Origin of the sequence: Micromonospora matsumotoense (assembly GCF_900091525.1) — a bacterium.
Classification (GTDB): Bacteria; Actinomycetota; Actinomycetes; order Mycobacteriales; family Micromonosporaceae; genus Micromonospora; species Micromonospora matsumotoensis.
This window is the reverse complement of record NZ_FMCU01000016.1, coordinates 105307-125958: the sequence shown is the minus strand read 5'-3', so window position 1 is coordinate 125958 and position 20652 is coordinate 105307. Positions and strand designations below refer to the sequence as shown.

At 73.3% G+C, this 20652-nt stretch carries 23 protein-coding genes and 1 riboswitch; of the genes, 11 read left to right on the top strand and 12 right to left on the bottom strand.

Annotated features, from left to right (window positions below):
• Nucleotides 1-3: 3 nt before the first annotated feature.
• Nucleotides 4-720 carry a helical backbone metal receptor gene (locus tag GA0070216_RS25620; protein WP_091251271.1) on the top strand — a complete coding sequence of 239 codons (717 nt, stop codon included), beginning with the start codon at nucleotides 4-6 and terminating at the stop codon, nucleotides 718-720.
• A gap of 151 nt (nucleotides 721-871) precedes the next feature.
• Here GA0070216_RS25620 and GA0070216_RS25615 read toward each other — a convergent pair whose 3' ends face one another.
• Nucleotides 872-1570, bottom strand: coding sequence for a CBS domain-containing protein (locus GA0070216_RS25615; protein WP_091251269.1), 699 nt, complete (start codon nucleotides 1568-1570; stop codon nucleotides 872-874).
• A gap of 222 nt (nucleotides 1571-1792) precedes the next feature.
• Between GA0070216_RS25615 and GA0070216_RS25610 the strand changes: the two genes are divergently transcribed.
• Both GA0070216_RS25610 and GA0070216_RS25605 read left to right on the top strand, forming a co-directional pair.
• The gene (locus tag GA0070216_RS25610; protein WP_176739128.1) at nucleotides 1793-2359 is read left to right on the top strand and encodes a DoxX family membrane protein; all 567 of its coding nucleotides are present in this window, start codon (nucleotides 1793-1795) and stop codon (nucleotides 2357-2359) included.
• Nucleotides 2360-2529: 170 nt separating this feature from the next.
• Nucleotides 2530-2913: an FKBP-type peptidyl-prolyl cis-trans isomerase gene (locus GA0070216_RS25605; protein ID WP_091251265.1), complete on the top strand. Its 384-nt coding sequence runs from the start codon at nucleotides 2530-2532 to the stop codon at nucleotides 2911-2913.
• Nucleotides 2914-3031: 118 nt separating this feature from the next.
• On the opposite strand, the gene GA0070216_RS25600 is transcribed toward GA0070216_RS25605, so the two are convergent.
• The 6 genes from GA0070216_RS25600 to pdhA form a co-directional block, all read right to left on the bottom strand.
• Complete coding sequence (locus tag GA0070216_RS25600; RefSeq protein ID WP_091251263.1) at nucleotides 3032-3400, bottom strand: STAS domain-containing protein; 369 nt, start codon at nucleotides 3398-3400, stop codon at nucleotides 3032-3034.
• Between the two features lie 181 nt (nucleotides 3401-3581).
• Entirely contained in the window at nucleotides 3582-4850 is a 1269-nt protein-coding gene (locus GA0070216_RS25595) for a L,D-transpeptidase (RefSeq protein ID WP_091251261.1), read from the bottom strand.
• Nucleotides 4851-5027: 177 nt separating this feature from the next.
• Nucleotides 5028-6707: a right-handed parallel beta-helix repeat-containing protein gene (locus GA0070216_RS25590; protein ID WP_091251259.1), complete on the bottom strand. Its 1680-nt coding sequence runs from the start codon at nucleotides 6705-6707 to the stop codon at nucleotides 5028-5030.
• Between the two features lie 182 nt (nucleotides 6708-6889).
• Nucleotides 6890-8416, bottom strand: a complete 1527-nt coding sequence (locus GA0070216_RS25585; RefSeq protein WP_091251257.1) for a dihydrolipoamide acetyltransferase family protein — start codon at nucleotides 8414-8416, stop codon at nucleotides 6890-6892.
• Complete coding sequence (locus GA0070216_RS25580; RefSeq protein WP_091251255.1) at nucleotides 8413-9429, bottom strand: alpha-ketoacid dehydrogenase subunit beta; 1017 nt, start codon at nucleotides 9427-9429, stop codon at nucleotides 8413-8415. The genes GA0070216_RS25585 and GA0070216_RS25580 overlap by 4 nt, the downstream gene beginning before the upstream one ends.
• Nucleotides 9429-10628, bottom strand: coding sequence for a pyruvate dehydrogenase (acetyl-transferring) E1 component subunit alpha (gene pdhA / locus GA0070216_RS25575; protein WP_176739133.1), 1200 nt, complete (start codon nucleotides 10626-10628; stop codon nucleotides 9429-9431). Before pdhA ends, GA0070216_RS25580 begins: the two co-directional genes overlap by 1 nt.
• A gap of 72 nt (nucleotides 10629-10700) precedes the next feature.
• Between pdhA and GA0070216_RS25570 the strand changes: the two genes are divergently transcribed.
• Complete coding sequence (locus GA0070216_RS25570) at nucleotides 10701-11207, top strand: Lrp/AsnC family transcriptional regulator (protein ID WP_091251251.1); 507 nt, start codon at nucleotides 10701-10703, stop codon at nucleotides 11205-11207.
• Nucleotides 11208-11344: 137 nt separating this feature from the next.
• On the opposite strand, the gene GA0070216_RS25565 is transcribed toward GA0070216_RS25570, so the two are convergent.
• Both GA0070216_RS25565 and GA0070216_RS25560 read right to left on the bottom strand, forming a co-directional pair.
• Nucleotides 11345-12316 carry a DNA polymerase domain-containing protein gene (locus GA0070216_RS25565; RefSeq protein WP_091251392.1) on the bottom strand — a complete coding sequence of 324 codons (972 nt, stop codon included), beginning with the start codon at nucleotides 12314-12316 and terminating at the stop codon, nucleotides 11345-11347.
• 96 nt (nucleotides 12317-12412) lie between these two features.
• The gene (locus GA0070216_RS25560) at nucleotides 12413-12649 is read right to left on the bottom strand and encodes a GntR family transcriptional regulator (protein WP_091251250.1); all 237 of its coding nucleotides are present in this window, start codon (nucleotides 12647-12649) and stop codon (nucleotides 12413-12415) included.
• Between the two features lie 183 nt (nucleotides 12650-12832).
• Between GA0070216_RS25560 and GA0070216_RS25555 the strand changes: the two genes are divergently transcribed.
• Together GA0070216_RS25555 and GA0070216_RS25550 are read left to right on the top strand one after the other, a co-directional pair.
• Entirely contained in the window at nucleotides 12833-13033 is a 201-nt protein-coding gene (locus GA0070216_RS25555) for a hypothetical protein (RefSeq protein ID WP_091251249.1), read from the top strand.
• A 10-nt stretch (nucleotides 13034-13043) separates the two neighbouring features.
• Entirely contained in the window at nucleotides 13044-13664 is a 621-nt protein-coding gene (locus GA0070216_RS25550; RefSeq protein ID WP_091251248.1) for an L-threonylcarbamoyladenylate synthase, read from the top strand.
• A 126-nt stretch (nucleotides 13665-13790) separates the two neighbouring features.
• On the opposite strand, the gene GA0070216_RS25545 is transcribed toward GA0070216_RS25550, so the two are convergent.
• Nucleotides 13791-14345 carry a hypothetical protein gene (locus GA0070216_RS25545; protein ID WP_176739127.1) on the bottom strand — a complete coding sequence of 185 codons (555 nt, stop codon included), beginning with the start codon at nucleotides 14343-14345 and terminating at the stop codon, nucleotides 13791-13793.
• A 458-nt stretch (nucleotides 14346-14803) separates the two neighbouring features.
• Here GA0070216_RS25545 and GA0070216_RS25540 point away from each other — a divergent pair, with 458 nt between their 5' ends.
• The 4 genes from GA0070216_RS25540 (at nucleotide 14804) to GA0070216_RS25525 (ending at nucleotide 17448) form a co-directional block, all read left to right on the top strand.
• On the top strand, nucleotides 14804-15535 hold the full coding sequence (locus GA0070216_RS25540) for a histidine phosphatase family protein (protein ID WP_091251247.1): 732 nt from the start codon (nucleotides 14804-14806) through the stop codon (nucleotides 15533-15535).
• Nucleotides 15519-16388, top strand: coding sequence for an NAD(P)H-hydrate dehydratase (locus GA0070216_RS25535; protein WP_091251246.1), 870 nt, complete (start codon nucleotides 15519-15521; stop codon nucleotides 16386-16388). The genes GA0070216_RS25540 and GA0070216_RS25535 overlap by 17 nt, the downstream gene beginning before the upstream one ends.
• 89 nt (nucleotides 16389-16477) lie before the next feature.
• Complete coding sequence (locus GA0070216_RS25530; RefSeq protein WP_091251245.1) at nucleotides 16478-16987, top strand: hemerythrin domain-containing protein; 510 nt, start codon at nucleotides 16478-16480, stop codon at nucleotides 16985-16987.
• 98 nt (nucleotides 16988-17085) lie between these two features.
• Nucleotides 17086-17448: a hypothetical protein gene (locus tag GA0070216_RS25525; RefSeq protein ID WP_091251244.1), complete on the top strand. Its 363-nt coding sequence runs from the start codon at nucleotides 17086-17088 to the stop codon at nucleotides 17446-17448.
• 9 nt (nucleotides 17449-17457) lie between these two features.
• Here GA0070216_RS25525 and GA0070216_RS25520 read toward each other — a convergent pair whose 3' ends face one another.
• A complete protein-coding gene (locus tag GA0070216_RS25520; protein WP_091251243.1) occupies nucleotides 17458-18327 on the bottom strand; it encodes a metallophosphoesterase family protein in 870 nt (289 codons plus the stop codon).
• Nucleotides 18328-18504: 177 nt separating this feature from the next.
• Nucleotides 18505-18594: riboswitch (ZMP/ZTP riboswitch) on the top strand.
• Nucleotides 18595-18612: 18 nt separating this feature from the next.
• Here GA0070216_RS25520 and GA0070216_RS25515 point away from each other — a divergent pair.
• Entirely contained in the window at nucleotides 18613-20049 is a 1437-nt protein-coding gene (locus GA0070216_RS25515; RefSeq protein ID WP_091251242.1) for a glycine hydroxymethyltransferase, read from the top strand.
• Nucleotides 20050-20231: 182 nt separating this feature from the next.
• On the opposite strand, the gene GA0070216_RS25510 is transcribed toward GA0070216_RS25515, so the two are convergent.
• The gene (locus tag GA0070216_RS25510; RefSeq protein WP_091251241.1) at nucleotides 20232-20483 is read right to left on the bottom strand and encodes a hypothetical protein; all 252 of its coding nucleotides are present in this window, start codon (nucleotides 20481-20483) and stop codon (nucleotides 20232-20234) included.
• Nucleotides 20484-20652 lie beyond the last annotated feature (169 nt).

The window sequence follows — 20652 nt, the reverse complement described above, 5'->3', positions numbered from 1 at the left end:
GGGATGCGGGTGGTCTCGTTGGTGCCGTCGCTGACCGAGGCGGTGGCGGCGACCGTGCCGGAGCTGCTGGTCGGCGCGACCGACTGGTGCGTCCACCCGGCGGGGCTGGACGTGGCCCGGGTCGGTGGCAGCAAGTACCCCGACCTGGACCGGGTCCGGGCGCTGCGGCCGGACCTGGTGCTGCTCAACGTCGAGGAGAACCGGCGGGTCGACGCGGACGCGCTCACCGCGGCCGGGGTGCCGGTTCTGGTCACCTACCCGCGCACCGTGCCGCAGGCCCTGGACGAGCTGGCCGGGGTGCTCGCCGCGCTGGGGGTGACCGGGGAGCCGGGGTGGCTGACCGACGCCCGCCGGGCCTGGGCCGCACCGGTCGCCGAGGCCGGGACACGCCGGGCCGTGGTGCCGGTGTGGCGTCGGCCGTGGGTGGTGCTCGGCGGGGACACCTTCGCCGGGGACGTGTTGCGCCGGCTCGGCGTGGTCAACCTGTACGACGACGACCCCGAACGCTATCCGCGCCCCGACCTCGACGCGCTGCGGGCCCGCCGCCCCGACCTGGTGGTGCTCCCCGACGAGCCGTACGCGTTCACCGCCACGGACGGGCCGGACGCCTTCCCCGGCGTCGACTGCGCGCTGGTCTCCGGCCGGCATCTCACCTGGTACGGCCCGTCGCTGGCCGAGGCCCCCGCCCTGCTCACCGCCCAGCTCTCGACCCTGGTGTGAGCCCCCGCCGTCGCCCAGGTCGCCGCGGACCCGGCGCGGACGGGCCGGCAGAGTCGTGCCCTGCCGCCGGCCCGTCCGGACGTGGGACAGGCCGGCGTGGACAGGCCGACGACACGCGGGTCGGCGTGGACGGGCCGGCCGGGGGTGCCGGTCAGGCCACCGGGGTGACCCCGCCCGTCGGGCGCTCCACCAGGCCGGCGTCGTCCACGTCGTACCCGATGGTGCTGGTGACCTGGACCACCCCGCTGACCTGGCCGGCGAGCTTCACCGCCAACTCGGCGGCGGTCCGCCGGTCCAATCGGCCGTCCAGCACCACCGCGCCGTCGCGGACCTGCACGGTGACCAGGCCGTCCCGGACGGCCAGCACCCGCCGCAGCACCTCCTGCACCACGTCCTGGCGGATCTCGGCGTCGCTGCGCAGGTGCACCCGGAGCAGGTCGCTGCGGGTCACGATGCCGACCAGCCGGCCGAGGTCGTCGAGGACCGGCAGCCGCTTGACCGCCTCCCGGTCCATCAGCCGGGCCGCCGCCGGCAGCGACGCCCCCGGGTGGGTGGTGACGGCCGGCGCGGTCATCAACTCCCCGGCCAGCAGCGCCTCGGCCTTCTCCCGGGACACCCGACGCCGTCGCCCGGCGAAGACCCGCCGTTCCTCCTGCGCCCCGGAGTGCTCCACCTTGTGCAGCAGGTCCGCCTCGGACACCACCCCCCGCACGCGACGGAACCCGTCCACCACCGGCACCGCGCTGATGCCGCGCCGGATCAGCACGTCGACGATCGCCCGGTAGGGGGTCTCCTCCCCCACCGTGGCGACCTCCCGGGTCATCACGTCGTCCACCTGCCACGTCCTCATCACGGCCTCCTCGGGCTCTCCCGGCCGACGTTAGGGCCGGCCCGACCGGCCGGGGCAGAGGCGGACGGACCGGGGCCGCCGGGGCCGAAGGTCCCGTCCGGACGCCCGAACCAGGGGACTTAGGTCCTGCTGCGGCACGGACCGTCGGCCCTGCCGGGACGGCCGCCACCGGAGTGGAATGGAACTGCCACCGGGAAGTGCGGTGCCAGGCAGAGAAGGGACGTGGAGACCATGACCGCGACGACCGAGCGGAACACCACCGCCAGGACCATCGCACCGGCGGCCGGAACCGAGACCACCCGCCAGCGCGCCGCCCGGTACGTCTGGGCCGGAACCCGGATCGCCCTCGGCTGGATCTTCCTCTGGGCCTTCCTGGACAAGCTCTTCGGCCTCGGCCACGAGACCGCGACGAAGAACGCCTGGATCAACGGTGGCAGCCCGACCAAGGGTTTCCTCGCCTTCGGCGCGAAGGGTCCGTTCCAGGGGCTCTACCAGGACATCGCCGGGGCGGCCTGGGCCGACTGGCTGTTCATGATCGGCCTGGCCGGCATCGGGGTGGCCCTGCTGCTCGGCATCGGGATGCGGCTCGCCGCAGCCGCCGGTGGCCTGCTCATGGTGCTGATGTGGACCGCCGTCCTGCCCCCCGAGAACAACCCCTTCATGGACGACCACCTGATCTACGCCGCGGTGCTGGCCGGTCTCGCCCTGGTCGGCGCGGGGAACACCCTCGGCCTCGGCCGGGTCTGGGCCACGCTCCCGCTGGTGCGCCGGTTCGGCTGGCTCAGGTAACCGGCCTCGGCAGCCGACCGCGCGGCAGGGGCGCCACCTCGACGGTGGCGCCCCTGCCGCGCGTCCACCCCGCCCGGGGGTCCCGGCTCCGGGACCCCCGGGAATCGGTCGGTCGCGATCGGGCAGGATCGACACCGACCGGACGATCGCGACGACGGAGGAGATCAGCAATGAACACGCCCCAGGCAGGCAAGCCGGAGATCGGCCCGATCGAGGGAGCCGCCCCGGCCGACCTCGTCATCGAGGACCTCACCGTCGGCGAGGGTCCCGAGGCCCGTCCGGGCCAGGTCGCCAACGTGCACTACGTCGGGGTGTCCCACTCCACCGGGCGCGAGTTCGACGCCTCCTGGAACCGGGGCGAGGCCTTCGAGTTCCCGCTCGGCGGCGGCCAGGTCATCGCCGGCTGGGACCAGGGCGTGGTGGGCATGAAGGTCGGCGGCCGTCGCCGGCTCACCATCCCGCCGCACCTGGGCTACGGCAGCCGGGGCGCGGGCGGCGTCATCAAGCCGAACGAGACCCTGGTCTTCGTCGTCGACCTGCTCGGCGTCCGCTGACCACCGGCGGGGTCGCCGGCACCGGCCGGCGGCCCCGCCGCCGCGCCGCCCGACCCGACGCGGCCGGGAGGAACACCGGCGGACGGGACGCGGACAGGTCGACGGCCCCGGTGGCCCGTCAGGCGCAGGCCGCCAGCGGGCGGGACCTGACCCCGACCGGGGCGTCGCCGTGTCGGACCGCGATGATCCGGTGCAGGCCGGTGGCCCGCAGCACCCGGGCGACCACCGGATCGGGGTCGACCACGACCAGTTCGCCGCCCCGGGCCCGGACCCGCAGGTGGGCGGCGACCAGCGCCCGCACCCCGGCGGCGGAGAGCACCCGGACGCCGGAGAGGTCGAGCCGCAGCAGCGGACGGGCCGGCGCGGCCCAGAGTGCCACCCGGAACTCGCCGACGGTGGCAATGTCGATCTCGCCCACCACGCGCACCTCGACCACGTCGTCGGCCACCCGGAGCCGCACGTGGAACCGGTCCTCTCCCTGCGTCATGCCCCGAATCTAGCCCCCACCCCCGACGTTTCCGCCCTGCCAGAGGTGGGTTTCCGGGTAGTCCCAGGGTCGCCCCGGAGCCGACCCCGACTCCTTCTCAGGGTGGAGTCGGGTGATGCGGGTGCGACCGGTCCGTCGTGACGGACCGGTCGCACCCGCATCGTTGCTTCCCGGTCGGTCGTCAGCCGCCGCTGGCCGACGGCGCGGGCGACGAGCCACCGGCGACCGCCCCCGGATGCGGCGGGCTCGTGCTGGGCGCCGGCTTCAGCCCCGGCGGTACGGGCAGCGCGCTGCCCCTGGCGAACTCGGCCCAGCTGGTGTTCCAGGCCGTCCAGCCGTTGCCCGGCCGCAGCGGCACCTCGGTGCCCTTCACGGTGACCAGGTCGCCAACCTGGGTGACACCCATCAGCCAGTCCGCGGCGGTGGACGACACGTTGGCGCAGCCGTGCGAGACGTTGGTGTAGCCCTGGTCCCCCTCCGACCACGGTGCGGCGTGGATGAACTCGCCGCCCCAGGTGAGGCGCTGGGCGTCCTCGACGTCGACCACGTAGCCGCCGTCGGGCTCGCCCCGGGTGTCGAAGCGGGTCTGCTGGTGCTTCTCCATGATCACCATCTTGCCGCTGGAACTCGGGGTGCTCGGCTTGCCGAGACTGACCGGGATCCGGCGGACCAGCTTGCCGTCCTGGAAGACCGACATCTGCTTGGTGGCGTTGTCGATGTCCAGGGCGACCTGCCGACCGATCTTCGAGGTGGACCGCCGGTCGGCGTCACCCACGTACTCCTTGCCGATCGGCAGCCCTTCGAGCGCGGACCGGACGCTGACCGTCGTCCCGCTGCGCCAAAAGTCGGGCGCGCGGTAGTAGACCTGACTGCCGTCCTCCAGCCACGACCAGGTGCCCGGCTGGGGCGGATCGGTCTTCACGAACAATCGTCGCTGCACGGCCGCCCTGGCCGCTTTGGGAATTGCCGGTTCAAACGCCACCGTCACCGGCATCGCGGTGCCGTACGTCTGGTTGCCGGCGAAATAGAGCACGCTGGTCAACGCCTGCCGGGTGGTATTCGTCGCCGTGGTGAACGTGGTGCGCCCGACGGTCGTCCGGCCCGCGTCGCCGGTCGCGGTCACCTCTGCGGTATAGGTCCGGCCACCGCCCAACGGGGCCGCCGGCACCCAGCTCGACCCGTCCTCCCTCGGCTCACCGACGACGGTCTTCCCCCTGTCGTCGGTGAGCTTCACGCTGGTCACCCGCCCGTTGTTGACGGTGGTGCCGACCTCCGCGCTGACCGGTACGTCCTTCGCCCGATCGGCGGGGGTCACCGACACCGTGGGGGCCGCCGTCCCGCCGGGTGCCGCCCCGGCCGCCGGCTTCCGCTCGGCGGTACATCCGCCGAGGACCAACGGTGTGGCTGCGATGGTCACCGCCAAAAGCGTCAATCGCCGCCTCACGTCCATATTCCGTCCCCCCCATTTCCGGTCCCCTTGGCCACATTCTGTACGGCGTTTCTCGGGCCGGGTCACGCTTTCGGGGAACCGGGTGGGCAACGGCCGGGCTTATCGGCCCCGCCGGTGCCGGACGGGGTCGGGCGGCACCGATGTCCGGGATCGTCCGCGCCGGGCCGGCACGGATCGTCAGTCCCAGTCCTGGTCGCCGTGGTTGCGGTTCCAGCGCCCACCGACCGGTGGGGTGTCCAGCCGGATGGCCGCCACGGCGTTGCCGGCCAGGTCGTTGTCCTCCACCCGGCAGGCGACACAACTGCCCCGGGCGGTGATCCAGAACCCGTGGGTCTGGGTGCGCTCGGGGTGGTTGTCCCAGATCCGGTTGCCCCGCACCGTCGCCGAATCGAACGCGGCGTGGATCGCGATGCCGGCCCGGGTCGGTGGCCCGGCCGGCAACTCGTACGGGGTGCCGGGCAGCGGGGTGTCCCCGCTCCAGCCGGAGTAGGCGTCCGGACGTACCGGGGCGAGGTGCAGCTCGGTGGCGGTGTTGGCGGCCACCACCGCCACCCGCCGGCCGACCCGCAGCACCTTGCCCCGGTGGCTGTCCTGCGCCCAGGTCGCCGAGCGGTCGACCACGGACCGTTCGGCGTAGCGGACCGACTCTCCGCCACCGCTGGACGCCTCGGCGCACTGCCGACCGTTGTTGCGGATCCGGTTGTCGAGCAGCATCGCGTCGGTCATCGGCCGGTCCACCCGGATGGCGTCCAGGCCGTTGCCCCAGAACTCGTTGCTCTCCACCACCACGTCCTGCGCCGGGTGCGGGTAGCCACGCCCCAGATCGTGCTGGTGGTAGCCGTAACCGCCGTTGCTGCTGATCCGGTTGCCCCGCACCGTGTACGGCCCCGGGGTGTTGCCCACGCTGATCCCGTCGCCCACGTTGCCGTCGATGACGCAGTCGGTGAGCAGGCCGCCGCGGCCGGCGACCCCGGCGGTGCCGTTGCCGGACACGTCGTAGCCGGCCTCCAGGTTGCCGGTCATCGTGCAACCGGTGACGATCAGCCCGTCGGCACCCCAGTCCGAGATGCCGAAGCGGTTGCCCTGGCTGTGGCAGCCGATGATCCGGTAGCCGCGCGGCGGCGTCCAGTAGTCCTTCTGGAGTTCGAGGAAGATGCCGTTGGTGCCGTTGGCGAGGGCGGTGCAGTTGGCGATGGTCAGGCGTTCCATGTCTCCCCAACCGCCGATGCCGATGCCGATGCCCGCGCCGCCCATCTGCTCACCGTTGTCCAGCCGGCCGCAGCCGACCACCACCACCCCGTCGACCAGGGTGTCCTGGAGGAAGTCGCAACCCAGCCCGCTCGCTCCGGTGTGGTGGATGTAGAGGTTGCGGAACACCCCGCGTACCACGTACTGCAACCCGAGGCCCTTGGCCAGGTAGTTGTACTCGGCCATGGCCACCCCGGAGCCGTCGATCTCGAAGTCGGCGAAGGTGCAGTCGGCGATGTGCCGGTCCCGGTCCGCGCCGTGCTGGAGCACCGTCCAGAACGCCAGCGGGGTCGGCTCGCTGCGGTTGCCCTCGTTGCTGAGCAGGAACCGGGTGGCGGCCGGGCCGGCGCCGATCAGCGACACCCCGCTGCGCCACACCGTGCCGGCGTCCCGGATGGAGTAGATCCCCGGCGGGCACCAGATCACCCGGGCCCGCCCGTCGGCCGCGTAGCCGGCACCGAGCCGGTCCACCAGGGCGGCCAGCGCCGGCTGGTCGTTGGTCACCCCGTCACCGGTCAACCCGTAGTCGTGGGCGTTGCACCACAGCGGGGCACCGGCGACGGGGGGACGGCGGTCCCGCACGGCGACGGGCAGACCCTGGTACGGCACGGTGGCTCCTCTCGGCGGCGCGCCCACGACCGGTGCGGCGGGTTCGCGACCGACGGCGGTTTCCCGGCCCACCGGACGGAAAACCCTCCCCCGGCCCGTCGGCCCGGACGAACCGGACGAACACCGGGCAGCGCGACGGAGCCGGTCACCCCGCCCAGGGTGACCGGCTCCGGGCGTACCGCTCAGACGTTCGCCACCAGCAGCGCCGGTTGTTCGACGCAGTCGGCGACGTGCCGCAGGAAGCCGCCGGCCACCCCGCCGTCGCAGACCCGGTGGTCGAAGGTGAGGCTGAGCTGGGTCACCTTGCGGACCGCCAACTGCCCGTCGACCACCCACGGCTTGTCCACGATCCGCCCGACGCCGAGCAGCGCGGCCTCCGGGTGGTTGATGATCGGGGTGGAACCGTCCACTCCGAACACGCCGTAGTTGTTGAGGGTGAAGGTGCCGCCGGTGAGCCGGGCCGGCGGCAGGATGCCGGCGCGGGCGGCGGCGGTGGTCTCGGCCAGGGCGGCGGCCAACTCCCGGGTGGTCAGCCGCTGGGCGTCCCGCAGCACCGGGACGAGCAGGCCCCGGTCGGTCTGCGCGGCGATGCCCAGGTGCACCCCGGCCGACTGGACGATGCGCTGCCCCTCGGTGTCGACGTGCGCGTTGAGCTGCGGGAAGCGCCGCAGTCCACTGAGGCAGATCCGGGCCAGCAGGGCCAGCACGCTGACCGGGGCGTCCGGGGTGGCCGCGTTGATCGCCGCCCGCGTCGCCAGCAGCGCGGTGGCGTCCGCGTCGACCCAGATGGTCACCTCGGGGATCTCCCGGCGACTGCGGGAGAGCTTGTCGGCGATCACCCGGCGGATGCCGGTGAGTGGGATGACGATGTCCTGCGCGTCGGTCGGGGCGAGCCCGACGTGCGCGACCGGGGCCAGCCGGCCCACGTCGGCGGTGGGCCGGTCGGCGTCGGCGGTGGGCCGGTCCGGCGGGGTGACCAGCGCGGCCTCCACGTCGCAGCGACGGATCACGCCGCCGGGGCCGGTGCCGCGCAGCGCGCCCAGGTCCACCCCGTGCTCGCGGGCGAGCCGACGCACGATCGGGGAGATGACCAGGGGTGCCGTCCCGCCGGTCGGGGAAGTGCCGCCCCCCACCGGCGGGACGGCACCGTCGGTGGTCACCCCGGCGCAGGCCGGAGCGCCCACACCCGCGCCGGCCGGGACCCTCGGCTCGGACGACGGGCCGGCGACACCTCCACCCACGGGGGCGGAGCCGGGAGCACGTTGCGCGAGGGGTGCGGCAGCGCCTTCGGCGACCGGCTCCGGGGCCAGGGTCAGCCGGGGGCGACGGCGACGGCGGGCGGGGCCGTGGCCGGTGCCGTACCCGATCAGCACGTTGCCGGAGCCGGCCCGCTCCTCCTCGCGGTAGGTGGCGTGCCCGGCGGGCTCGTCGCCGCCGTCGGGCGGCGCGATCGTGATCAGCGGTTGGCCGACCGGGCGCGTCTCACCGGCCGCGCCGTGCAGGGCGACCACCCGCCCGGCGTACGGGCAGGGCACGTCGACCACGGCCTTGGCGGTCTCCACCTCCACCACGCTCTGGTCCACGGTGACCACGTCGCCGACGGCGACCTTCCACTCGACGATCTCGGCCTCGCTCAGCCCCTCGCCCAGGTCGGGCAGCAGGAAGACCTGGGTGCCGGTGGCAGCCTGCGGGGCGGTACGGGCGCTCACGCCGCACTCCCCTGGGCCAGCCACCGCGGATCGGGCCGGTCGTCCCACTGGAGGCGGGCCACGGTGTCGAGCACCCGGTCCACCCCGGGCAGGTGGATGTGCTCCAGCATCGGCGCCGGGTAGGGGATGTCCAGTCCGGCGACCCGCAGGACCGGGGCGTGCAGGGCGTGGAAGCAGCGCTCCTGCACCCGGGCGGCGATCTCCGCGCCGACCCCGGCGAAGCCCTGCGCCTCGGTGACCACCAGGCACCGGCCGGTCCGGCGGACCGAGGCAGTGACGGTGGCGTCGTCGAACGGCACGATCGTCCGGACGTCGACGACCTCCAGGTCCCAGCCCTCCTCCCGGGCGGCCTCGGCGGCCTCCAGCGCGACCGGCACCGCCGGGCCGTACGCGACCAGGGTGGCGTCGGTGCCGGGTCGCCGGACGACGGCCCGGCCGAACGGGGCGGTACGGGCCGGCAACTGCGCGTCGGCGCTGGCGAAGTAGAGCTTCTTCGGCTCCAGGAACACCACCGGGTCCGGGTCGGCGATCGCCTCCCGCAGCAGCGAGTACGCGTCCTCGACGGTCGCCGGGGTGACCACCTTCAACCCGGGGGTGTGCGCGTAGTACGCCTCGGACGAGTCGCAGTGGTGCTCGACCCCGCCGATGCCACCGGCGTACGGCACCCGGATGACCATCGGCACGCTCAGCGCGCCCCGGGTGCGGTTGCGCAGCTTCGCCACGTGCGAGGCGATCTGCTCGAACGCCGGGTAGGCGAACGCGTCGAACTGCATCTCGACCACCGGCCGCAGCCCGGACATGGCCAGGCCGACGGCGAAGCCGACGATGCCGGCCTCGGCGAGCGGGGTGTCGAAGCAGCGCTTGTCACCGAACCGGGCCTGCAACCCGTCGGTGATCCGGAAGACCCCGCCGAGCTGTCCCACGTCCTCCCCGAAGACGAGCACCCGCTCGTCGTCGAGCATCGCGTCGGCCAGCGCCGCGTTGAGTGCCTTCGCCATGGTCATGGTGGCCATCAGGCGTCCCCCTCCGCGTCGGCGGCCAGCTCGGCCCGGACCATCTCCCGCTGCTCGACCAGTTGCGGGGTCGGCTCGGCGAAGACGTGGTCGAACAGGCTCAGCGGATCGACGACGGGCTGGGCGTTCATCCGGGTACGCAGGTCGGCGGCGTACTCCTCGGCCTCGGCGGCGACCTGCGCCACCGCCGCGTCGTCCAGCTCCCCCCGGCCCCGCAGGTACGCCTCCAGCCGGGCGACCGGGTCGCGGTCCCGCCACGCCTCGACCTCGTCGGGGTCCCGGTAGCGGCTGGCGTCGTCGGCGTTGGTGTGCGCCTCCATCCGGTAGGTGTGCGCCTCGACCAGGTACGGCCCGTGCCCGGCGCGGGCGTGCGCCACCGCCCGGGTGAGCACCGCCAGGACGGCGACGGGGTCGTTGCCGTCGACCTGTTCGCTGGGCACCCCGTAGCCGACGCCCTTGTAGGCCAGGCTCGGCGCGGCGGTCTGCCGGGACAACGGCACGCTGATCGCGTACTTGTTGTTCTGGACGAAGTAGACGACCGGGGCCTTGAACACGGCGGCGAAGTTGAGCCCCTCGTGGAAGTCGCCCTCGCTGGTGGCGCCGTCGCCGATGAACGCCAGCGCGACGGTGTCCCGCCCCTGGTAGGACTCCCCGTAGGCCAGCCCGGCGGCGTGCACGCACTGGGTCGCCAGCGGGGTGCACTGCGGCGCGGTGCGCACCACCGTCGGGTCGTACCCGCAGTGCCCGTCGCCGCGCAGCAGGGTCAGCACCTCGACGGGGTCGATGCCCCGGGCGGTCAGCGCCATCGACTCCCGGTAGGTCGGGAAGACCCAGTCGTCGTCGCGCAGCGCGAGCACCGCGCCGACCTGGCACGCCTCCTGGCCGCGCGAGGACGGGTAGACGGCGAGCCGGCCCTGCTTGGTCAGGGCGGTGGCCTGCGCGTCGAAGCGGCGGCCGACGACCATCCGGCGGTACATCTCGCGCAGCGCCTCGACCGGCGGTGCCGGCAGGTCGGCGCGGGGCGGCAGCGGGGTGCCGTCGGGGTCGAGCAACCGGACCGGCTCGGCCTGCGGGAGCAGGCCGGCGGTGGGTTCGGGGGCGACCGGGGTGGCCGGTCGACGGGTACGCGGGGATGCCCTGCGGACCGCCTGGGGTGTGGTCGTCACGGCGGGGACCTCCTGGACGTGTGGTGGCCCTATGCTCCTGCCGATGGATGATTGACTCAACATCCGGGCTGAACGTGGGACGATTGGCCTACCGAGGAGTATCTGATGAGCCAGCAGACCACGCCGCAACCGGGCCCGCCGGGCGGAACGGGACGTTCGGTCACCCCACTGGACGAGGTGGACCGACGGGTCCTCGACGAGCTGACCCGTGACGGCCGGCTGTCCATGCGTACCCTCGCCGAGCGGGTGCACGTCTCGCGCACCAACGCGTACGCCCGGGTGGAACGGCTGCTGCGCGACGGGGTGATCACCGGGTTCCGGGCCCGGGTGGCACCAGAGCCGGCCGGGCTGGGCACCTCGGCGTACATCTCGCTGACCATCCAGCAGAACACCTGGCGGGAGGTGTCGGCGGAGCTGGCCCGGGTGCGCTACATCGAGCACGTGGCGCTGCTCAGCGGGGAGCACGACGTGCTGGCCCTGGTCCGCGCGCCGGACAACGCCACCCTGCGGGACGTGGTGCTCAGCCGGGTGCAGGGCATCGCCGGGGTGCTCTCCACCCGGACCTGGCTGGTCTTCGACGAGTTCGACGGGGCCGGCAGCCCCTGGACCTGAGTGGCGGCCCGGCCGGTGCGACGGCCGCCCGACCCGGTCGGTCAGCCCTGCGACGAGCCGGCCGTGCGGTCGGTCGGCGTTCCGACGGGGCGGCCGCGCGGTCGGTCCGTGTTCGGGTGGGACAGCCGAGCGGTCGGTCAGCGTTCCGGTGGGGCGGCCAGGCCGGCGCGGTCGGCCAGCGCCAACAGCGGCTCCAGCGAATACCGGTCGCCGTCCAGGCCGGCGTGCGGATCGCCGCGCTCGGCGAACCGGGCCGGCATGCTCACCACGTCGGAGTCCTCCGGGCGGGCGTCGTCCAGCTCCGCCCACTCCAGCGGGGCCGACACCAACGCCGCCGGGGTGGGCCGAATCGAGTAGGCCGAGGTCACCGTGTGGTCGCGGGCCATCTGGTTGTAGTCGATGAAGACCGGCCGGTCGCGCTGCTCGCGCCACCAGGTGGTGGTGACCAGGTCGGGCAGCCGACGCCCCAGCTCGTGGCCCAGGGCGAGCACCGCGCGCCGGCACTCGCCGAAGCTCCACCGGGGCTCGATGGACAGATAGACGTGCAGGCCGCGCCCACCGGTGGTCTTGGGGTAGCCGACCATGCCCAGCTCGGCGAGGAAGGCCCGGACCTCGTGCGCCACCGGCACCACCTGGTCGAAGCCGACGCCCGGCATCGGGTCCAGGTCGATCCGGAGCTGGTCGGGGCGCTCCACGTCGGCCGCCGTCACCGGCCAGGGATGGAAGCGCAGGGTGCCGAGGTTGGCCGCCCAGATCACCACCGCCAGCTCGCCCGGCGCGACCTCGTCGGCGGTACGGCCGCTGGGAAAGGTGAGGTGTGCGGTGCGCACCCAGTCGGGAGCACCGGCCGGGAGCCGTTTCTGATAGAAGGCGTCACCCCGGTTGTCCTGCCGGGTGCCGATCTTCGCCCCCTCGAACACGCCGCGCGGCCAGCGCTCCAGCATCGTCGGCCGGTCCCGCAGGGCGCGCAGGATGCCGTCGCCGACGGCCAGGAAGTAGCCGACCACGTCCCGCTTGGTCAGCCCGCGCTCGGGAAAGTAGGGCTTGTCGGGACTGGAGACGCGCACCAGCCGCTCCCCCACCTGGATCTCCTCGGCCGCCGTCGCCACGCTCACACGGTAACGGCCACCCCCGACACCCTGCGGCAGCTCACCCGATCGAGAAGCCGGGTGGGCCATACTGCCCCGCCTCTCGGTGCGGGGTGGTCACGCCTCGGGCTGTCCGACATAGGTCCCGCGCTGCGGCACGGTGTAGACCAACCCGCGCTCCCGAAGCTCCGCGACGGCACGGCGGGCGGTTCCCCGGGCCACCCCGAACTCCTGCACGAGCGCCGCTTCGCTCGGAATCGGCCGGTGCGCCGCAAGATCACCCTTGGCGATCCGCTCGGCCAGGATGTCAGCCACCTGGCGATAGACCGGCACCGGGCCGTCTGGATCGATCATGAGACGACGCTAATCGAGCCAGAACGAGACGGGTTTTTTAGCTACGTTCCTAGACGTTCATGCTTGTATACTTCTACGCTCGGTGTCAGCTCGTGACGCTCAGCGAATCACGGGTTGCCGGTAGCGGTCCGGGTGCCTGATCGGGGATCGGTGCCCGGACCTGCCTGTCAACGGGAGGCCCTCATGCCGATGGACGACGGACCGGCCACCCCCGCCCTGGTCCTCTGGACCGCGCAGCGGGTGCTGGCCCAGCACCACGAGGCAGCGGACGAGCCCCGACCGCTCCGCCGCTGCTTCCAGTGCGGCAACGACGGCTGCCACATGCTGACCTGGGCGCGTGACGTGCTCCGGGCTCACCGGCAACCGCCGCCGCTGCCCCACTAGGCTCGCCGCCATGGCGATCTATCTCGACGTACACCCGGAGAACCCGCAGCCACGGACGATCGCCCGGGTGGTCGACCTGCTGCGCGCCGACGGCCTGATCGCCTATCCGACCGACTCGTGCTTCGCGCTCGGCTGCCAACTGGGCAACCGGGACGGTCTCGACCGGATCCGGGAGATCCGACACCTGGACAGCAAGCACCACTTCACCCTCGTCTGCCGGGACTTCGCGCAGCTCGGCCAGTTCGTGCACATCAACAATGCGGTGTTCCGGTCGCTGAAGGCGGCCACCCCGGGCAGCTACACCTTCATCCTGCCCGCGACCAAGGAGGTGCCGCGCCGACTGCTGCACCCCCGGAAGAAGACCGTCGGGGTACGCATCCCCGACCACCCGGTCGCGCAGGCGCTGCTGGCGGCGCTGGGTGAACCGTTGGTGTCCAGCACCCTGCTGCTGCCCGGCGAGACCGAACCGATGACCCAGGGCTGGGAGATCAAGGAACGACTCGACCACACGATCGACGCGGTGATCGACTCCGGCGAGTGCGGCACGCTGCCCACCACCGTGGTCGACTTCTCCGCCGACGAGCCGGAGATCGTCCGCTACGGCGCGGGCGACCCGACCCGCTTCGAGTAGCCGCGCATCGGCCCGCCGCTGACCCACCGGCTCCGTTGCGTGGTCGGACCGTCCGGGTCGTCCGCGCCTTCTCCGCCAGCCGTCGCCGACCGATGCGGCGGATCGTGGGGCCCCGCCGTTGCCGGGTCAGGAACCGGGTTCGACAGGTGGCAGCGGCAGCGGCTCGACGACCGGGTCGACGTCACGGGCGGAGTGGACGGGTGCCGGCCGGGCCGGACCCGAGGCCCGGCTGTGCCGGCGGCCCGCGCCCGCCGGCCCGGCGTGTCGGGACACCTCGCAGGTGACCAGGTGGATCGGTGCCGGCGGCACGGCGAACCGCCCCGGACCCCAGCGCACCCAGAGGACCACCCGGCCGGCGGCGGCCTCCGCCGTGAGCTTCTCCCAGGTGCGCCGCCGGTCGGTGTGGTCGACCTCGATCACCACGGGCGGGCCGTCCCGGCGGGCACACGCCACGTCCAGCACCGAGTGCCGGTCGGTCATCGGCGGGGGCAGCGGCAGCACGCTCGCCGCCCGACGGTAGGACCGCCAGCCCTGCTCGGCGGCCCAGGCCAGCACGGCGTCGATAATCCGCGCGGTCACCTCGTCGGTGCCCAGGTCGGTGAACTCCAGCCGGGCCAGCCATCCGGTGAGCGATGCCGCCACCCGTTCGCCGCCCGCCCCGCCGCCCGCCCCGCCGTCCACGGGGGCAGGGTATCGGCCCACCGGCGACGGGCCGACCCCGGACCAACGAACACGGCACCCCGACCAGCGGGGCACGACGGGCGCTCCGAGACGACGCCGCCCGGGAATACGGCTGGGCCTTCCTCGTCGAGGCCACCGCATGATCAACTCCATGTCACCGAAACAGCGCTATCCGCCTGCTCCGATACCGCTATCTCAGCGACATTGCGAGCGCCCGCCGCCCGCCCGCTGGCCCACCCGGACCGGCAGGGCAATGGCCGCCCTGCTGCGGCGACACGTGATCGACTCCATGTCACCGATGTAGCGGTATCCGTCGGCCTTTGATACCGCTACATCAGCGATATTGCGGGCACCCCTCCCGCTCGGGGCGGGGCGGGGCGGGGCCGGGCGGGGCGGCAGGGCGCTGCGCCGGTCGGGCGGGCGATTATCCGGGGCGGGGCGGGGGTAGGCATGGGGCCATGGCGGAACTGGGGGCGCTGTGGATCGTCCGGCACGGTGAGAGCACGGCGAACGTCGCCGCCTCGGCGGCCGAGTCGAACGGCGCCGAGCTGATCGACCTGACCCACCGGGACGCCGACGTGCCGCTGTCGGACACCGGCGAGCAGCAGGCACGGGCCACCGCCCGCTGGCTGGCCGGCCTGCCGGCGGACCGCCGACCCGACGTGGCGGTCGTCTCGCCCTACCTGCGCGCGATGCGTACGGCGGAGTTGGCGCTGGCCGACACCGGCATCCCGGCGAGTGTCGACGAACGGCTGCGCGACCGCGAACTGGGCATCCTCGACGGGTTGACCGGGCACGGGGTGGCCCGCCGGTTCCCCGACGAGGCGGCCCGGCGGCACCGGCTCGGCAAGTTCTACTACCGGCCGCCGGGCGGCGAATCCTGGACCGACGTGGCGCTGCGGCTGCGTACCCTCCTCGGCGACCTGCGCCGCGACCACCAGGGGCGGCGGGTGCTGCTGTTCGGGCACGACGCCCTGGTCTTCCTGCTCCGCTACCTGGTGGAAGGGCTGTCCGAGGCGGAGCTGATGGGGCTGACCCGGGAACACGTGATCGCCAACTGCTCGGTGACCGGCTGGTCGGCGGACGCCGCCGGCCGGCTCACCCCGGACATCTTCAACGACGTCACCCACCTGCACGCGCAGGGCGCCCCACCCACCACGGAGGACGAGATCCATGCCGAACCGGTCTGACACCCGGGTCATCACCCCGGGACTGCTGCGCGACTGGGCCCTGCCGGTGCCGACCGGCGGCAAGGACAACCGGGGCACCGTCCTGGTGATCGGCGGCTCCCGGTTCACCCCGGGAGCGGTGCTGCTGGCCGGGGTGGCCGCGCTGCGGGCCGGCGCGGGGGTGCTGCAACTGGCCGCCGCCGAGTCCACCGCCGCCGCGCTGAGCATCCAGGTGCCCGAGGCGATGGTGGTCGGCCTGCCGGAGACCGACGACGGCGCGGTCGCCGGTGACCCGGGCGACCGGCTCGGCGACCTGGTCGCGCAGGCCGACGTGGTCGCCGTCGGGCCGGGCCTCAACGACATCGACCAGACCCGCGCGCTGCTGCGCCTGGTCCTTTCGGCGGCCGGGCCGCGCACGGCGCTGGTCTTCGACGCGTACGCGCTGGGCGCGCTCAGCCACGAACCGGACCTGCTGGTCGGCGCGGACCGGCGGGTGGTGCTGACCCCGAACCTCACCGAGGCCCGGCACCTGCTCGGCCGGGACCCCGGCGACGACCTGGACGCCGACTCCCGCGAACTGGCCCGCCGGTACGAGGCGGTGGTCTCCCTCTACGGCCACATCGCCACCCCCGACGGCCAGGGCTGGCGGGAGGAGAGCGGCGACGCCGGGCTGGGCACCTCCGGCAGCGGCGACGTGCGGGCCGGACTGCTCGCCGGACTGCTCTCCCGGGGCGCGGAACCGGCCCAGGCGGCCTGCTGGGCGGCGTGGGTGCACGCGGTCAGCGGTCAGCGGCTGGTGCCCCGGTTCGGCCGGATCGGGTTCCTCGCCCGCGAACTGCTCGACGAGATCCCGCACACCATCGCCACCGTCTGACGCCCCCGGACATTCGTCGACCGCGATCCGTTTCCGCAGCTCATCCCGGGGTACCGGGATTCCCGTCAGCCGATCAAGGAGGTCTGCCGGTGTCCACCGACGCCATCGTCCTGCTCAAAGAGGACCACAAGGAGATGCGCCGCCTCTTCCGCGAGTTCGAGAAGGCGCAGGAGGGGCCGGAGGGGCCGGCCAGTCGCCGCCGCAAGCTGGTCGACGAGATCGTGGCAGCCCTCACCACGCACACCTACCTCGAGAACGAGGTGATGTACCCGGAGGTCCGCAAGCTCGTCCCGGACCTGGAGGACGACATCCTGGAGTCGTACGAGGAGCACCACGTCGCCGACGTGCTCTGCGCCGAGTTGGCCGCGATGGACGCCTCCGACGACCACTTCGTCGCCAAGACCACGGTGCTGATCGAGAACGTCGAGCACCACATCGAGGAGGAGGAGCAGGAGTGGTTCCCGAAGGTGCGTGAGGCGCTCGGCCGCAACCCGCTCCAGGAGATCGGCGAGCGGATGATCGCGCTGCGCCCGGACGCGCCCCGCTCGCCCAGCGACCCGAAGGCGATCAAGAGCGCCCGGCACGCCATCACCGCCTGACCTGACCGGCGACACCCGCACCGGAGTACGTCAGAGGGGCCCGACCGTCCGGTCGGGCCCCTCTCGATCCCGCCGGGGCGGTCACCCGCAGGTACGGCATGGTCGACGCGCAGTTGCAGGCCGGGCGGGCGAACGACCTGCTCGGGGTGGACTTCGCGGCACGCTCCGGCGCGCGGGCCCGGTACGTGCTCTACCACCCCGGCTTCACCCGCAGCCGCGACCTGTCCACCCTGCCGACACCGATCCGTGGGGTGATCCGGGCGTCGTCGGTCTTCGCCAGGCGGGTCGGGAAATCGGTCCACCCCATCGTGGCGTGGATCGACAAACCGCCGCCGGACGCCCTGACCGCCAGCGACCGGGGCCGACCCGTGCCCCTGTCGACCGGGACGCTCGATCCGGCCGCCGCCCGCCGCCTCGGGGCGGTGACCGACGCGCTACTCACCCGCCTCGACGCCGGCTGAGCCGCTGGTTCACCAGAGGGTCGCCGGTGTGCCCGTCGGCGCGGGCAGGATCTGCCGTACCCGCCCGGGGGCCACGCTGCGCTGCCGCCACTCCCGGGGGTAGCCCACCGACACCTCCTCGAACCGCACCTCGTCCTTCCAGGTGGTGCGGGGGATGTGCAGGTGCCCGTAGACCACTGCGGCGGCGGCGAACCGGCGGTGCCAGTCGGCGGTGGCCTCCGTCCCGCACCACTGCGCGAAGATCGGATAGCGCAGCACCTCGGTCGGGTGGCGGTCCAACGGCCAGTGGTTGACCAGCACGGTGGGCAGCGCCGGGTCGCGGTCGGCCAGCCGGCGGGCGGTTTCCTCCAGCCGGGCCGCGCACCACGCCTGCCGGCTCGGGTACGGGTCGGGGTGCAGCAGGAACTCGTCGGTGCAGACGATCCCGGTCCGGTACGCCTCGGCCAGCGCCGCCTCCCGGGTGTCGAACCCCGGCGGTCGCCAGCTGTAGTCGTACAGCAGGAACAGCGGGGCCACCAGGGCGGGACCGCCCGGCCCCCGCCACACCCGGTAGTCGTCCTCCGGGGTGACCACGCCCAACTCCCGGCAGCGGCGCACCAGCAGCTCGTAGCGGTCCACCCCGCGCAGGGTCACCGGATCGGCCGGCGGGGTCCACAGCTCGTGGTTGCCGGGTGCCCAGATGACGGTGTCGAAGCGTTCCGCGAGCAGGCCGAGCGCCCACTCGATGTCGGCCACGGTGTCCGCCACGTCACCGGCGACGATCAGCCAGTCCCGTGGCGAGGCGGGTCGCAGCGCCTCGACCAGGGCACGATTCTCCGCGTACCCGACGTGCAGGTCGCTGATCGCGACCAGACTGCCCTCGGTGTCCTCCCCCAGCATCCGCCGATCGTACGCAGCCGAGCGCCCCACGTGGGAACACCCCGACGACCGCGCAACGGCGGTGGCCGGCCGCCCGATCCGGTCCAGGGACACCGGATCTCCGCACGATCGGAGAACCGGCCGACGGCGGGCACCGGAGGTACGCACAGGCGGTCCGGACGGCACCCGGTAGGATCGTCGGCGGGCCGTGACTGGCGCGTGGGGATGGATCACCATCGGGAAGCGGCCCCGTCATGAGGACGCACGCCGAGCGCCTGGGCCTTCCGCACGTCACCTGGAGGTCGCATGTCGCTGAACGCCGAATCCACCGCCTTCCGCAGCGCGCTCGAGGTGATCCGGGCCGTCGAGCCCCGGGTGGCCGACGCGATCGGCGCGGAACTGGCCGACCAGCGCGAGTCGTTGAAGCTGATCGCCAGCGAGAACTACGCCTCCCCGGCCACCCTGCTGACCATGGGCAACTGGTTCAGCGACAAGTACGCCGAGGGCACCGTCGGTCGTCGCTTCTACGCCGGTTGCCAGAACGTCGACACCGTCGAGGCGCTCGCCGCCGAGCACGCCAAGGAGCTTTTCGGGGCGTCCCACGCGTACGTGCAGCCGCACTCCGGCATCGACGCCAACCTGGTCGCCTTCTGGGCGATCCTGGCCGACCGGGTGGAGTCCCCGGCGTTGAAGAAGGCCCAGGTACGCCACGTCAACGACCTGACCGAGGCGGACTGGTTCGCGCTGCGCCGCGAGCTGGGCGACCAGCGGATGCTGGGCATGTCGCTGGACGCCGGCGGCCACCTCACCCACGGTTTCCGGCCGAACATCTCCGGCAAGATGTTCGACCAGCGCAGCTACGGCACCGACCCGGCCACCGGCCTGATCGACTACGACCGGGTCGCCGAGGCCGCCCGGGAGTTCAAGCCCCTGATCCTGGTCGCCGGCTACTCGGCGTACCCCCGGAAGGTGAACTTCCGGATCATGCGGGAGATCGCCGACTCGGTCGGGGCCACCTTCATGGTCGACATGGCGCACTTCGCCGGCCTGGTCGCCGGCAAGGTCTTCACCGGCGACTTCGACCCGGTGCCGCACGCGCACATCGTCACCACCACCACCCACAAGTCGCTGCGCGGCCCGCGCGGCGGCATGGTGCTCTGCGGCCCGGAGCTGGCCGACCAGGTCGACCGGGGCTGCCCGATGGTGCTCGGCGGGCCACTGCCGCACGTGATGGCGGCCAAGGCGGTCGCGCTGGCCGAGGCCCGTCGGCCCGACTTCGCCGACTACGCCCAGCGGATCGTCGACAACGCCCAGGCCCTCGCCGAGGGGCTGCTGCGCCGGGGCACCACCCTGGTCACCGGCGGCACCGACAACCACCTGGTGCTGCTCGACGTCTCCAGCTACGGCCTCACCGGCCGGCAGGCCGAGCAGGCGCTGCTCGACTCGGGCATCGTCACCAACCGCAACGCCGTCCCGCAGGACCGCAACGGCGCCTGGTACACCTCGGGCATCCGGATCGGCACCCCCGCGCTGACCACCCGGGGCCTCGGCACCGCCGAGATGGACGTCACCGCCGAGCTGATCCACACCGTGCTCAGCCAGACCACGCCGGGAGCCAACGCCGACGGCACCCCGTCGAAGGCCAAGTACGTCCTCGACCCGGCGACCGCCGACAAGATCAGCAAGCAGGCCACCGACCTCCTCGCCACCTTCCCCCTCTACCCCACCATCACCCTGACCTGACCCCCGCCCCGCCCCGCATCGTCGTGTTGATCAAGAGGTTTAGGTCACGAGAACCTTCACCAGTGACCCAAACCTCTTGATCACCGACCCTCACCAACTCGCCGACCCAGACCGGGGACAGCGGGAGGGTGGGGGCGGGGCGGAGACCGGGGGCCGAGAGGACCGGGGGGACCGGGGGGCGGTCAGGGGAGGGGGCGCTTGAGGTGGTAGCGGTGGACCTCGGTGCTGCCCTGGACGTTGTTGACGTCCTCGGCGGCGGAGACCAACTCCCAGCCCTCCCGACCGACCCGGTTGAGATGGGCTACGGCGGTGTCGCCGTAGGCCGTGACGTCGGTGCGTGAGCCGTCCGGGCCGTACCAGACGAACGAGACGTGGAACTGGCGTCCCTGCCCCTGGTAACGGCGGACCAACAGGGCGTACTCCCAAGCGATCATGCGTCCATTATGGCCACCGGATCTTCCGTCGCACAGCACAGCAGGTGGCGGCTCGGCGACACCGGGTGTCGGTCCCGTCGGAAGTGGGCCGACCACAGAGGCGGCCCAGCGGGTCGGTCCCGACGGCGCCTCCCTCGGCCGGCAGTCCGGCGGGGAGCCGAGCGGCCAG

Coding starts and splice junctions, on each gene's coding strand:
- GA0070216_RS25580 (WP_091251255.1), bottom strand. CDS start 9,429: ATGGCCACCATGACCATGGCGAAGGCACTCAACGCGGCGCTGGCCGAC.
- GA0070216_RS25535 (WP_091251246.1), top strand. CDS start 15,519: ATGCCGAACCGGTCTGACACCCGGGTCATCACCCCGGGACTGCTGCGC.
- GA0070216_RS25540 (WP_091251247.1), top strand. CDS start 14,804: ATGGCGGAACTGGGGGCGCTGTGGATCGTCCGGCACGGTGAGAGCACG.
- GA0070216_RS25555 (WP_091251249.1), top strand. CDS start 12,833: ATGCCGATGGACGACGGACCGGCCACCCCCGCCCTGGTCCTCTGGACC.
- GA0070216_RS25600 (WP_091251263.1), bottom strand. CDS start 3,400: ATGACGCAGGGAGAGGACCGGTTCCACGTGCGGCTCCGGGTGGCCGAC.
- GA0070216_RS25570 (WP_091251251.1), top strand. CDS start 10,701: ATGAGCCAGCAGACCACGCCGCAACCGGGCCCGCCGGGCGGAACGGGA.
- GA0070216_RS25515 (WP_091251242.1), top strand. CDS start 18,613: ATGTCGCTGAACGCCGAATCCACCGCCTTCCGCAGCGCGCTCGAGGTG.
- GA0070216_RS25525 (WP_091251244.1), top strand. CDS start 17,086: ATGGTCGACGCGCAGTTGCAGGCCGGGCGGGCGAACGACCTGCTCGGG.
- GA0070216_RS25560 (WP_091251250.1), bottom strand. CDS start 12,649: ATGATCGATCCAGACGGCCCGGTGCCGGTCTATCGCCAGGTGGCTGAC.
- GA0070216_RS25510 (WP_091251241.1), bottom strand. CDS start 20,483: ATGATCGCTTGGGAGTACGCCCTGTTGGTCCGCCGTTACCAGGGGCAG.
- GA0070216_RS25605 (WP_091251265.1), top strand. CDS start 2,530: ATGAACACGCCCCAGGCAGGCAAGCCGGAGATCGGCCCGATCGAGGGA.
- GA0070216_RS25550 (WP_091251248.1), top strand. CDS start 13,044: ATGGCGATCTATCTCGACGTACACCCGGAGAACCCGCAGCCACGGACG.
- GA0070216_RS25595 (WP_091251261.1), bottom strand. CDS start 4,850: ATGGACGTGAGGCGGCGATTGACGCTTTTGGCGGTGACCATCGCAGCC.
- GA0070216_RS25520 (WP_091251243.1), bottom strand. CDS start 18,327: ATGCTGGGGGAGGACACCGAGGGCAGTCTGGTCGCGATCAGCGACCTG.
- GA0070216_RS25620 (WP_091251271.1), top strand. CDS start 4: ATGCGGGTGGTCTCGTTGGTGCCGTCGCTGACCGAGGCGGTGGCGGCG.
- GA0070216_RS25615 (WP_091251269.1), bottom strand. CDS start 1,570: ATGAGGACGTGGCAGGTGGACGACGTGATGACCCGGGAGGTCGCCACG.